We start from the raw sequence: 12,254 nt of genomic DNA on the forward strand, positions 1-12,254 counted from the left end.
CGCCGCACCCTCGTCCCAGCGCACGTGCATGCGCCCGCCCAGCGTGTCCACCACCTGCGGCGCGCCGGCCGCCACTTCGGCCGCCAGGGCCACCTCGCGCATGCGTTGTTTGCTCTCACCCATCGGGTGAGTGTGCCAAGACCCGTCAAAGCCGCGCCAGTGCTCGCTTAGCGCGCGATGACGGACGGTGAACTGCTGGATTCAGGGTCATGGTACGCCGCGCGCGTCGCTCAGCCCGGCCGGTGCCGCGCGGCGCGCGCGCTCAAGGCGTTCGGGAAGAACAGTGCCGTCAGGCTCTTGCTGTGCACCGGCGAGAAGCCGCCGGCGTCGCCGCCGCTGCCGAAGCGGCGCCAGTCGCGCACCCAGTGGATGTCGTCGCAGACTTCCATCAGCCCCATCGTCTCGCGGTCGCCGACGAGGATGCCCTGCACGTGCAGGCCCAGTTCGGCGCGCGCGGCGTCGAGTCGCTCGAGCGTCGCGCGCGTGCAGCCGAACTCGCCGTCGCTGACGATCAGCAGGTCGGCGCCGCGCCAGCGGCCGGCGCCGTCGTGCACCGCCTCGATGGCATGCTCGATCGGCCCGGCCACGTCGGTGCCGCCGTCGAAGCCCTGGCCGAGCAGCTCGAACAGCGCCGCGAGGCCCGCGGCGCCCGCGTCGAGGTCGCGCTCGACGAGCTCGCCGGCGCCGCCGAACGCGATCAGCTTGCAGCCGCGCCGCTCGGCGTGCGCGGTGCGCAGCGCCTGCAGCACGACGGCTTTCGCGATCTGCTCGGGCGCACCGGCCATCGAGCCCGAGCTGTCGAGGCAGACGATGAACGGGCCGCGCGCCAGCGGCGGTGCGGCGGTCGGTGCGGCGGCGGCGCGGGCCTTCGCCTGCGGGTCGGCGCGCCAGTCGGCGAGCACCGCTTCGCTGTCCCACGCGAGCAGCCGCGCCTCGGCGCGCCGTGCGCGCCACAACTTGCGGCCCGCCGGGTGGTGCATCAGCATCGCTTCGCTGGCGAGCTGGCGCTCGACGTGCGCCGAGCGGCGGATGCCGGTGATCTCGCCCGGCGCGTCGGGAATGCGCGTCTCGACGGCGGCCAGCGCACGCGGCGGTGCCGCGCGCGCCGGTGCCGGCGTCGGCTGCGGCGCACCGGCGGCCACGTCGCGCCGGCCGAGGCGGCGGATCACGTCGGCCAGCGCCGGCAGCCGCTCGAGCACCGCCGCCAGCCGTTGCGCCTCGCGCCACTCGCGCGCACGCCACAGCCCCTGCAGTTCGTCCCAGCGCAGCGCGCGCAGGTCGCCCAGGCCCTGCAGCAGCGCGAGCATCTGTTCCCAGTCGCCGCGCTCGACCTGCCACTCGGCGCGAAACGCCTGCACCGCGCGCGCGATCGCGTCGGCGCGCGGCTCGCCGGGCGCGCGGTCGATCACGCGGTCGGCGTGCCACAGCACGGTGCGCAGCACCTGCTCGGCCATCGCCGGCACGCCGCGCGCGAGCGCCGGCAGGTCGAGCTCGCCGACCGCGGCGCGCAGCGCGCCGACGAGCGCCGGGTCGCCGAAGTCGTCGCCGGCATCGGGCAGCGCGCCGGCCTCGAGCGCGTCGCGCCAGCGCGGCAGCGCGTCCAGCCGCGCGGCGGCGGTGCCGGCGCTCGTGACGACGGCCGGCAGCCACAGCCCGCGCGCGAGCGCCGCGAGGCGGTCGTACGGGGCGTCGCGCGCGCTCACCGCGTCAGCCGGCGAGCGCGACCGGCTCGGGTGCGCCTGCCGCGAGCGTCTCGTCGACCGGCAGCGCCGCGAAGCCGGCGCGGATCGCCTGCAGCTGCGCGGCGAGCGACTGCGCGCGCGCCAGCGTCGCGGCCGGGCCGTCGACCAGCCGCGCGGCCAGCGTCGGCGGCAGCCACAGCCGGCCGGCGAGCCGTGCCTGCAGCCGCGCGAGCCGGGCCTGCGCGTCGGCGGCGATGCGCGTCGCGTCGGCGATCACGGCGTCGACCTGCGCGGTGCGTGCGGCCACGTGCACCGGGCTGAAGCGCCGGCGCAGCCGCTCCTCGAGCGCGGCCGCGACGACGCGCAGCATCCCGCCACCGTCGGCGGCGCCGCCGACCGCGCGCGCGAGCGCGAGCTTGCCTGCGGCGTCGTCGCCGTCGTCGGCCGGCAGCGACTGTTCGATCTCGAGCTGCTTGCCGAAGGCCTCGACGGCGCGCGCGAGCCAGGGCAGTTCGTCGGCGGCGGCGTCGGCCACCTGCGCGACGAACCACGCGGCCAGCACCGGCTGCTGCGCCGGCTCGTGCGCGACGACGTACGGCGCCAGCCACAGGTCGAGCGCGTCGACCTCGGCGCGGCCTTCGCTTGCGGCGGCGGTGCGCAGCAGCGCGACGAACTGGCGCCAGCGCCGGTCCGACACCGCGATGCCGGCATCGCGCAGCGCCGCGCGCAACGCGTGCAGCGCGGCCCGCGCGTCGGCGCCGAGCGCGACGGTGGCGGCGGCGTCGCGGATCGCGTCGCGCTGCGCGGCGTCGATCGTTGCGGCGTGCCGCGTGTCGGTGCGCGGCGGCAGGGTCAGCAGCGCGTCGAACGCGCCGTCGCTGACCGGCGCCACCGGCACGCGCACGAGGAAGCGGTCGTAGAACGCGAGCAGCGCCTCGTCGGCGGGCACCTCGTTGCTCGCGCCGACGACGCTGACCAGCGGCGTGCGCGCGCGGCCGGCGCCGTTGTCGAACTCGCGCTCGTTGAGCAGCGTCAGCAGCGCGTTGAGGATCGCCGAGTTGGCCTTGAACACCTCGTCGAGGAACGCGATGCCGGCGGTGGGCAGGTAGCCGTCGACGAGGCGCTCGTAGCGGTCGGCCTCGAGCGCCTTCAGCGACAGCGGGCCGAACAGCTCCTCGGGCGTCGAGAAGCGCGTCAGCAGCCGCTCGAAGTAGCGGCAGCCGGCGAACGCGCGGTGCAGCCGGCGCGCGAGCTCGCTCTTCGCGGTGCCGGGCGGGCCGATCAGCAGCACGTGCTCGCCGGCCAGCGCCGCGAGCAGCGCCAGCCGCACCGCGGCGTCGCGCTCGAGCAGGCCGTCTTCGAGCGCCGCGACGAGCGCGCGCAGCGCCGCGGGCGACGGCGGTGGCGTGCCGTCGCCGGCGGCGCCGGTGTCGTGGCGGGCGGGCACCGTCAGACGGCGGCCATCACGCGCTGCAGGCGCTCGCGCACCTGCGCGGCGACCTGGGCGAGCGCGGCGTTGTCCGACAGGCGGCGCATCGCGTCGGGGTCCATGAACTCGACGTGCACCGCACCTTGCGCGTCCTGGCGCACGACGACGTTGCAAGGCAGCAGCAGCCCGATCGTCGGCTCGGCCTCGATCGCCTGCCGCGCGAACGGCGGGTTGCACGCGCCGAGGATGCGGTACGGCGGCATGTCGTGTCCGAGCTTCTTCTTCAGCGTCGCGGCGACGTCGATCTCGGTCAGCACGCCGAAGCCCTCGGCCTGCAGCGCCGCCGTCACGCGGGCGACGGCGTCGTCGAACGAGAGCGAGACGGTCTTGCCGAATCCGTAGGCGTTTTGCATCGGGGCTCCTGCACAGGGGGTCAGCGGCCGAGGATACCGCGCAGCACGTCGACCGGATTCGGCATCGCCGGCTGCTGCGGCTGCGCGGGCCGCTCGGACGCGGTGCCGGCCGGCTCGCGGGACGCCTGCGAGTCACGCGACGGCACGCCGCCGCCGTCCATGCCGAGCATCGCGGTGGTCATTGACTTCACGCGCACCTTGACGGCCCACTGCGGCTCCCACGCGACGCGCGGGTCGCTCGGGCGCGGCGGGTGCGCCAGGTTCAGCTCGCTGCCGTACGCGATCGCGCGCAGCATCGCGCCGTCGCTGCCGAAGATGCCGCGCGGCACCGTGCACTCGGTGACGGTCGGCGCGAGCAGCACCTTGTCGCGCAGCCAGCGGTCGACGGCGGCGTTGGTCTGGTAGTCGAGCAGGCCGAAACCGCTGTCGGGGAGCTCGCTCGACGTCCACAGCACCATGTGTTCGTCGTCGCCGGCCTTGCTGCCCATCGCGGCGACGAAGTACGCGCGCGCGGCGGGAATCGCGTTCCAGCGCAGCTTCGTTGCGCCGCCGGCGTCGGTCTGCGTCAGCTCGAGCGGGGGCATCAGGTCCTGCGCGGGTGGCAGCGTGAAGCGGAAGCCCTCGGGCACGCCGGCGCCGGTGAAGCCGTGCTCGCCGGCCAGCGTCGCGCGCGCCGGCACCAGCCGGCTGTCCTGCTCGTTCGGCCACACCGGGCGGCCGACGGCCAGGTGCGTGCCGCGCTGCGTCGCGCGCCGGCCCTGGAACACCTGCATCAGGTCGGCCGGCTGCGCGCGCGCGAAGTCGATCGTGCGCGGCTGGCCGGCGCGCACGGTCTCGCCGCAGCCCCAGTACAGCGAGACCTTGCCGCGCGGCTTCTCGGGCTCGCCCTCGATCACCGACTCGTCGCCCGGCTCGGGCGGCGGCGACTTCTGCGTGCGCGGCGCGACGAGCTTGAGCGTGGGCGCGAGCTGCGAGCCGGCCGGCACCGCCATCGTCGCGTCGGCGAGGTTCGGGTTGGCGCGCGTCATCAGCGTGACGTCCATCCAGCGTCCCGTCATGCCGGTGTGCGTGCGGCCGAATTCGTTCTTGCCGCCACCGCCGCCGAACAGGCCGCCGAGCGCGGCCATCGGGTTGGCACCACCGCCGCCGAGGGCGGGCATGCCCATGCCGCCGAAGGTCGCGAGGTCGATCCACGCCTGCGACACCGGCGGGCTGACCTTTTGCGCGGGGGCCTGGGCGAAGGCGATCGAAGGGGCGACCAGCGCAGCCGTAAGGGCGACGGCGCGCAATGGGATGGTCCTGGGCATGGCGTTCCTCCTGCGTGTGGCCCCGCGGCCGGCGAAAGGGGCCGCCAAACGGGGCCGCCGGCGGCATGGCGCGGCGGCCCTGCGGGCGTCCGATAGTGTGGGCCCGACCGGCGCGCGCCGGTGTGATCCCGGTCAGGCGTCGTGGACGACGCCGTCGCGCAGCGCGAGCGCGCCGGTGTCGACGAGCTCGCGCAGCAGCACGTCGCACCACGCGTGCAGGCTGCGCTGCGGATGCCCCAGGCGCTGCCACACGGCGCGCAGGTACGGCGTGTCGCCGGCCCACAGGTGCAGCCGCGCGACGCTCTGCGAGCGCACCTCCATCAGGTGGTACTTCAGCAGCACCTTGGCGGCGTGGCGCGCGTGGCGCGCCGGGTCGCCGCGCATCGCGTCCAGCCGCGAGCGCGCGCGTGCGAGCGCGCCGGGCACGTCGGTGAACGGCGCGCCGTGGCCGGGGATGACCCAGCGCGCGTCGAGCCCGGCGATGAGGTCGAGCGTCGCGCCGACCTCGTCGAAGCCCGGCTCGCCGGCGAGCTCGGGGAACACGACGCCGAAGCCGTTCTCCCACAGCGCGTCGGCCGAAATCAGCACGCCGTTCGCATCGTCGAACAGCACCACGGAATGCGGGTCGTGGCCCGGCGCGGCGAGCACCTGCCAGGCGCGCCGGCCCACCCGCAGCGTCTCGCCCGGCAGCACGGTGCCCTGCGGCGTGAAGCGCTCGCAGGTCTGGCGCGTCGGCGCGTAGCTCAGCGTGTCCTCGTCCCAGTCGAGCGCGGCCTGCCAGTGCCCGGGCGGGATGAACACGACCGCGCCGAACTCGCGCTGCAGCGTCGCGTTGCCGCCGCAGTGGTCGGAGTGCAGGTGCGTGTTGACGACGCAGGCCAGCCGCTCGCCGGCCAGCGCGTGGCGCACCAGCGCCACCGTCTGCGCGGCGTGCGCCACGTGGCCGCTGTCGACGAGCGCCGCACCGCCGCCGTCGCCGGCCAGCAGCACGTTGTTCGACGACAGCCAGCCGCGCTCGAACACCGTGAGGCCGTGCAGGACGGGGTGGTCGATCACCATCGCGCCGATGGTAGGTCAGCGCCGGCCCGCGCGCCGTCGCCGGGGCGACGGCGGCTCACGCCGCGGCGGCGGCGGGATCGACCGGCGCGACGCCGCCCGGGCGCAGCGTGTCCATCAGCCAGCGCGCGGTGCGCAGCAGCCGCGCGTCGTCGTCGCGCGCGGCGACGAGCTGCACGCCGAGCGGCAGGCCGTCGGCGCCCGCCAGCAGCGGCAGCGAGACGGCCGGCGTGCCGGCGGCGGTCCACAGCGTGCACATCAGCGGGTCGCCGGTCGAGGCCAGCCCCGCCGGCGCGGTGCCGAGCGCGGCCGGCGTCAGCACCGCGTCGACCTGCGCGAGCGCGGCGTCGAGCGCGTCGGCGTACGCCGCCAGACGCGCCAGCGCCTGGCGGTGCGCGACGGCGCTCGTCTGCCGCCCGCGCTCGATCTGCCCGCGCAGCGACGCCGACAGGTGCTCGCGCCCGCGCTCGTACTCGGCGTCGAACGAGCCGGCGATCTCGGCCTCCATCACGAGGCGGTGGTCGGCGACGACGGCGTGCGCGTCGGCGGGCAGCTCGAACGCGACGAGGTGCGGCGCGAGCCGCTCGCGCAGGCGCTCGAACGCGGCGCGCGCGTCGGCGGCCACGCGGTCCCGGAACGGCCCCGGGAACCAGCCCAGGCGCGGCGGCGCGGGCGGCGGCTGCAGGCACGCGTCGAGCAGCGGCGGCGTCGCGCGCAGCGCGGTGGCCGGGTCGCCGGCGTCGGCGCCGGCAAGCACCTGCGCGAGCAGCGCCGCGTCGGGCACGCTGCGCGCGAACACGCCGACGTGGTCGAAGTTCGGCGATTGCACGAGCACGCCAGTGCGCGCGATCCGGCCGAACGTGGGCTTGACGCCGACGACGCCGCAGAACGACGCCGGGCGGATCACCGAGCCGTTGGTCTGCGTGCCCACCGCCAGCGGCACGTGGCCGGCGGCCACCGCGGCGGCCGAGCCGCTCGACGAGCCGCCGGGCGTGTGCGCCGTGTCGTGCGGGTTGCGCGTCTTGCCCGGCGCGTAGGTCGCGAGCTCGGTCGTCACCGTCTTGCCCATCACGACGGCGCCGGCGGCGCGCAACCGCTGCACCAGCACGGCGTCGCGCCGCGGCTGGCGTCCGGTGTGCAGCACGGTGCCGTTCTCGGTGGGGAGGTCGGCGGTGTCGACGATGTCCTTCAGCCCCACCGGCAGCCCGAACAGCGGTGCGCCGCGCGCTTCGGGCGGCAGCGCGTCGAGTGCCGCGGCCTGCGTGCGCACGTGCGCGGCGTCGAGCGCGGCCCAGGCCTGCACGGCCGGCTCGCTGCGCCCGATGCGCGCGAGCAGCGCGTCGGCGTAGCCGCCGGCCGTCAGTGTGCCGGCGCGCAGGCGCTCGCGCGCCTCGAGCGCCGTCAGCGCCGCCGCGTCAGCGGCCATAGAGCACTTGCGGCAGCCACAGGCCGATGCCCGGGAACAGGTACAGCAGCACGATCGCGATGACCTGGATGCCCATGAACGGCAGCATGCCGGCGAAGATCTGGTTCAGCGTCACGTGCGGCGGGCTGACGCCCTTCAGGTAGAACGCGCTCATCGCCACCGGCGGGCTCAGGAACGCGGTCTGCAGGTTCAGCGCAACGAGCAGGCCGAAGAACAGCGGGTCGACGCCGAAGTTGTCGAGCAGCGGGATGAAGATCGGCATGAAGATGACGATGATCTCCGTCCACTCGAGCGGCCAGCCGAGGATGAAGATGATGACCTGGCTGAGGATCAGGAACTCCGTCTTGCTCAGGTTCAGGCCCATCACCCACTGCTCGACGAGTTCCTGCCCGCCGAGCAGTGCGAACGCCGCCGAGAAGATCGCCGAGCCGACGAACAGCCAGCACACCATCGCGCTCGTCTTCGCGGTCAGGAACACCGACTCCTTGAGCACCGTCGCGTTGAACTGCTTGTAGGCCACCGCGAGCAGGAAGCCGCCGAAGGCCCCGACCGCCGCCGCCTCGGTCGGCGTGGCCAGGCCGAACACGATCGAGCCGAGCACCGCGAGGATCAGCACCAGCAGCGGGAAGAAGCTCGACAGCAGCATCTTGAAGATCTCGAGCCGCTGGAACGTCAGCAGCGCGTAGAACGCCACGAGCGCCAGCGCACCGACGCCGGCGCCGATCCACCAGCCGGTGGTCGGCGGCGTGCGCCCGGCGCTGGCGGCGGCATCGGCCACGCCCGGCGGCTCCTGCACGTCGTCGCCGGGCGCGGCCGGCTCGGAGGCTGCCGCCTCGCTGCCCGGCGGCTCGGCCAGGTCGCCGTCGGACGCGTCGCCCGGCGGTTCGGCGAGCCCGCCCTCATCGCGCGGCTCGGCCAGGCCGCCCGGCGACGAGCTGCCGCCGAAGCCCATCTCCTCGAGCCCCTCGATTGCCGCCTCGGCCTTGGCCGGTGCGGTGTTCAGGTGCCAGCTCCACGCGGTGACGAGCGCGAACAGCAGCGCCGGCAGCAGCGCGACGCCGAGCTGGCGCAGCAGGTAGCCGGTGGGCACGTCGACGTTGCGCGCGCCCTTGAGCGCGCGCAGCAGCGCCGGCAGCGCGGTGTTCGACACCGCGTCGGCGATCTTCTGCGTCAGCGCGGGCAGGGGCACGTGGCGTTCCTCGGCCGTCAGCGGCGGCATCAGGCTCGGCTTGAGCTTGGCGACCAGGATCACGTAGACGACGTACAGCCCGGCGAGCATCAGCCCGGGGAAGAACGCGCCGGCGTACAGCTGCACGACCGACACGCCGGCCGTGGCGCCGTAGACGATCAGCAGCACCGACGGCGGGATCAGGATGCCCAGGCAGCCGCCGGCGGTGATCGCACCGGCCGACACGCGCACGTCGTAGCCGGCCTTGAGCATCTGCGGGAACGCGAGCAGCCCCATCAGCGTGACGACCGCACCGACGATGCCGGTGGCGGTCGCGAACACCGCGCAGGTGAAGAGGGTCGCCACCGCGAGTGATCCGGGCACGCGCGCCATCGACAGGTGCAGGCTCTTGAACAGCTTCTCGATCAGGTTCGCGCGCTCGACCAGGTAGCCCATGAAGACGAACAGCGGGATCGAGATCAGCACGTCGTTGCTCATCACCGAGAACGCGCGCTGCACCATCAGGTCCAGCGTCTGCTTGACGGCGCCGGCCACGCTCTGCCCGCCCGAGTGGTAGGCGAAGAACGTGAAGATGATGCCCATGCCCATCAGCGTGAACGCGGTCGGGAAGCCGAGCATGATCGCGACGACGACGAGCGCGAGCATCAGCAGGCCGTAGTGGCCGTTGGTCATCTCGTCGGCGCCGAGCACCAGCGCGACCGCGCCGGCGACGATGACCGCCATCAGCGTGAAGCCGAACCACAACTCCTTGCGCAGCTTCATCGTGCGGCTCCCGACTTGTGCTCGTGTTCGACGACGAACCGGTCGAGCGCGGCGATGTCCTCGTCCTTGACGTGGACCATCTCCTTGAGCTTGTCGACGTCGACCTCCTCGACGTCGTGCTCGCGCGAGGGCCAGTGGCCATCGCGCAGGCAGATCACGCAGCGCACGATCTCGGCCGCCCCCTGCAGCAGCAGCAGCGCGCCGGCGAACGGGATGATGAACTTGAACGGGTACAGCGGCAGCGGCGTGGCCGAGAACGTCTTCTCGCGGATCGCGAGCGAATCCTGGAAGTAGCTCCACCCGGCCCAGGTGAGCGCGACGATGCCGGGCAGGAAGAACACGACGTACAGCACGAGGTCGATCGTCGCCTGCGTGCGCGGGCGGAAGAAGCCGTACAGCACGTCGCCGCGCACGTGTCCGCCCTTGGCCAGCGTGTACGCGCCGGCCATCATGAACAGCGTGCCGTACATCATGATCTGGGCATTGAGCGCCCAGTCGTGCGGGTCGTTGAGCACGTAGCGCGAGAACACCTCCCAGGTGATCATCAGCGTGAGTGCGACGATGAGCCAGGCGAAGGCCTGGCCGATCCAGGTCGACAGGCGGTCGACCCGCAACAGGAGCGCTTGCATCGGAAGTCCTCGTCGGTCGCGGCGCACCTCGCAAAGCGCCGCAAACGCGAAGGGCCACCGGCCTTGCAGCAGCGGTGGCCCCCCGCAGGGTGGGCGTTGATTATCAGCTGCGGCGGCGGAAGTAGTGGTTCCACGCCATCTTGAAGTCGACCAGGTAGTCGTTCTGCCACGCGCCGGCACGCTCGGCGAACGCGCGCTGGCTGTCGAGCACCTTCTTGAACATCGGGTTCTCGGCCGACTTCTTCTTCATGATGTCGTCCCACGCCGCCAGCTGCGCGCGCAGGATCGCGTCGGGCGTCTTGTAGAACTTGACGCCGGCCTTCTTCAGCTCGATGTAGTCCTGCGAGTTGCGCTCGATCGCCTTCCAGCTCATGTCGGCACTCGCCGCCTGCACCGCGTAGTCGATGACGGCCTTCAGCTCGGCGGGCAGCGCGTCGTACTTGCCCTTGTTGAACAGGATCTCGAACTGCTCGGTGCTCTGGTGGAAGCTCTGCAGCATGCAGTTCTTGACGACGTCGGCAAAGCCGAGGATGCGGTCGGACGTCGCGTTGTTGAACTCGGCGCCGTCGATCAGGCCGCGGTCGAGCGCCGGCACGATCTCGCCGCCGGGCAGCGGGTTCACCGCGGCGCCCATCGCGGTGTACATGTCGACCGCGAGGCCGACGGTGCGGAACTTGGTGCCCTTGAGGTCCTCGACTTTCGCGATCGGCTTCTTGAACCAGCCGAACGGCTGTGTCGGCATCGGGCCGTACAGGAACGAGACGACCTCGAGGTTCAGGCTCTTGTAGATCTCGTCGAGCAGCGCCTTGCCGCCGCCGTAGTAGTGCCACGCGAGCAGCATGTTCGGGTCCATGCCGAAGCCCGGGCCCGAGCCCCACAGCGCGAGCGCCGAGTTCTTGCCGTAGTGGTACGCGACGACGCCGTGGCCGCCGTCGAGCGTGCCCTTGGCCACACCCTCGAGCAGCTGGAACGCCGGCACGACCGCGCCGGCGGGCAGCACCTCGATCTTCAGGCGGTTGCCCGCCATGTCGTTGACCTTCTTCGCGAAGTCGTTGGCGTACTCGTGGAAGATGTCCTTCGCCGGCCACGTGCTCTGGAAGCGCAGCGTCGTCGTCTGCGCGACGGCCGTCATCGGCGCGGCCATCGCGGCGGCGCCGGCGACACCGGCGGTGCCGAGGAAGCGGCGGCGGGACTTGGTCTTGGCTTGGGCGGGGGATTGGCGTTCGCTCATCGGGGTCTCCGTGCGTGTGTCGATAGCGGAAAGGGGCGCGGCCGGTGAGCGCCGGCGGCGCCGAAGCGGTCCGAGACGATGGTGGGGCTGGACTATCGAGGCCGCCCGCCGGCCCCACAACTGGGTCTTACCCGTGCGGCACGCAAGCCCCAGGGCGGTCCAACGCGTCAGATTGACGCGCGCTGCGGGCGCATGCGCGCCGGGGGCGCTGCGGCCAGACCGCGGCGGGCGGCGCGACGCACGAGGGGTCAGGCGGCTGCGTCGCCGGTGCGCCACAGCGAGGCGGCGCGCTCGGCCAGCCGGGCGTGCTGCGCCGCGTCGAGCAGGCGGTGGCGCAGCGCGAAGTCGAGCGTCGCCAGTGCGGCGTCGACCGTCATCGCGCCAGTGGCGGCGAGCGCGAGCGCCTCGTCGACCGGCACGAGGCGCAGCGCGGCGACTTCGCCGTCCTGGTTGCGCGGCATCACGTCGCGCGGCAGCGGCAGGTCCCACACGTGCAGGTGCTCGTGCTGCAGCCCTTCGGCGATGTCGCAATCGAGCACGATCACGCGCCCCGGGCGCGCGGCGGCCATCGTCGCCGCGTCGAGCCCGGCTTCTTCCCAGCCCTCGCGTACCAGCGCGTCGAACGGCGACTGGCCGTGCGGCACGCCGCCGCCGACGAGGTTGTCGAGCTTGCCCGGGTCGGTGGGCTTGTGCGGCGAGCGCTGCGCGATCCACAGCGCCCGCGGGCGGCCGCTGTCGTCGGCGACGTAGCCGTTGGCGTGCGCGCCCAGCGTCAGCGTGCCCCAGAAGCGCGCCGCCGCGCGCTCGATCGCCGCCAAGGCGCGCATCGTGCGCGGCTGCCACAGCGTGAAGCGCTCGTCGCGCCACGCGCGGATCCACCCGTCGTCGCGCAGCGCGGCGTGCACCTCGTCGAGCCGCGCGTCGAGGTCGGGCACCGCACGCAGCCGCACCGCGTCGGGCGCGACGTCGATGAGCGTGGGCCAGCGGCCGAGCGCCTCGAGGTGCGCGCGGGCGACCGAGCCGACCGGGGTGTCGTCGCTCCCGACGAACAGCGGCACGCGCGGCACGCGCCGCCGGCGCGCCGCGTCGATGCAGCACCAGTCGCGGTCGCCCACCGGCAGCCGCTCGCG

10 protein-coding genes are annotated in these 12,254 nt (G+C 73.9%); all 10 read right to left on the bottom strand.

What is annotated here, in order from left to right; translation table 11 throughout:
• Window positions 1–230: 230 nt before the first annotated feature.
• The 10 genes from DRV96_RS12540 to DRV96_RS12585 all read right to left on the bottom strand — a co-directional run bounded on the left by DRV96_RS12540 (window position 231) and on the right by DRV96_RS12585 (window position 12,239).
• Entirely contained in the window at window positions 231–1,703 is a 1,473-nt protein-coding gene (locus DRV96_RS12540; RefSeq protein ID WP_119291587.1) for a VWA domain-containing protein, read from the bottom strand.
• Window positions 1,704–1,707: 4 nt separating this feature from the next.
• Window positions 1,708–3,129: an AAA family ATPase gene (locus DRV96_RS12545; protein WP_210757038.1), complete on the bottom strand. Its 1,422-nt coding sequence runs from the start codon at window positions 3,127–3,129 to the stop codon at window positions 1,708–1,710.
• Between the two features lie 2 nt (window positions 3,130–3,131).
• Window positions 3,132–3,524 carry a DUF302 domain-containing protein gene (locus tag DRV96_RS12550; protein ID WP_119291589.1) on the bottom strand — a complete coding sequence of 131 codons (393 nt, stop codon included), beginning with the start codon at window positions 3,522–3,524 and terminating at the stop codon, window positions 3,132–3,134.
• Window positions 3,525–3,544: 20 nt separating this feature from the next.
• Window positions 3,545–4,831, bottom strand: coding sequence for a hypothetical protein (locus tag DRV96_RS12555; protein ID WP_162911040.1), 1,287 nt, complete (start codon window positions 4,829–4,831; stop codon window positions 3,545–3,547).
• A 132-nt stretch (window positions 4,832–4,963) separates the two neighbouring features.
• A complete protein-coding gene (locus DRV96_RS12560) occupies window positions 4,964–5,890 on the bottom strand; it encodes an MBL fold metallo-hydrolase (RefSeq protein ID WP_119291593.1) in 927 nt (308 codons plus the stop codon).
• Between the two features lie 55 nt (window positions 5,891–5,945).
• Window positions 5,946–7,313 (bottom strand): amidase, encoded by a 1,368-nt coding sequence (locus tag DRV96_RS12565; RefSeq protein WP_119291595.1) that lies wholly within the window; start codon window positions 7,311–7,313, stop codon window positions 5,946–5,948.
• Window positions 7,303–9,264: a TRAP transporter large permease gene (locus DRV96_RS12570; protein ID WP_119291597.1), complete on the bottom strand. Its 1,962-nt coding sequence runs from the start codon at window positions 9,262–9,264 to the stop codon at window positions 7,303–7,305. Before DRV96_RS12570 ends, DRV96_RS12565 begins: the two co-directional genes overlap by 11 nt.
• Complete coding sequence (locus DRV96_RS12575) at window positions 9,261–9,893, bottom strand: TRAP transporter small permease subunit (protein ID WP_119291599.1); 633 nt, start codon at window positions 9,891–9,893, stop codon at window positions 9,261–9,263. The genes DRV96_RS12570 and DRV96_RS12575 overlap by 4 nt, the downstream gene beginning before the upstream one ends.
• A 103-nt stretch (window positions 9,894–9,996) precedes the next feature.
• Window positions 9,997–11,124 carry a TRAP transporter substrate-binding protein gene (locus DRV96_RS12580; RefSeq protein WP_119291601.1) on the bottom strand — a complete coding sequence of 376 codons (1,128 nt, stop codon included), beginning with the start codon at window positions 11,122–11,124 and terminating at the stop codon, window positions 9,997–9,999.
• A 248-nt stretch (window positions 11,125–11,372) separates the two neighbouring features.
• Window positions 11,373–12,239, bottom strand: a complete 867-nt coding sequence (locus tag DRV96_RS12585) for an NUDIX hydrolase (protein WP_235823387.1) — start codon at window positions 12,237–12,239, stop codon at window positions 11,373–11,375.
• Window positions 12,240–12,254: the final 15 nt, after the last annotated feature.

Source organism: Azohydromonas sediminis, from assembly GCF_003574675.1.
GTDB classification, from domain to species: domain Bacteria; phylum Pseudomonadota; class Gammaproteobacteria; order Burkholderiales; family Burkholderiaceae_C; genus Calidifontimicrobium; species Calidifontimicrobium sediminis.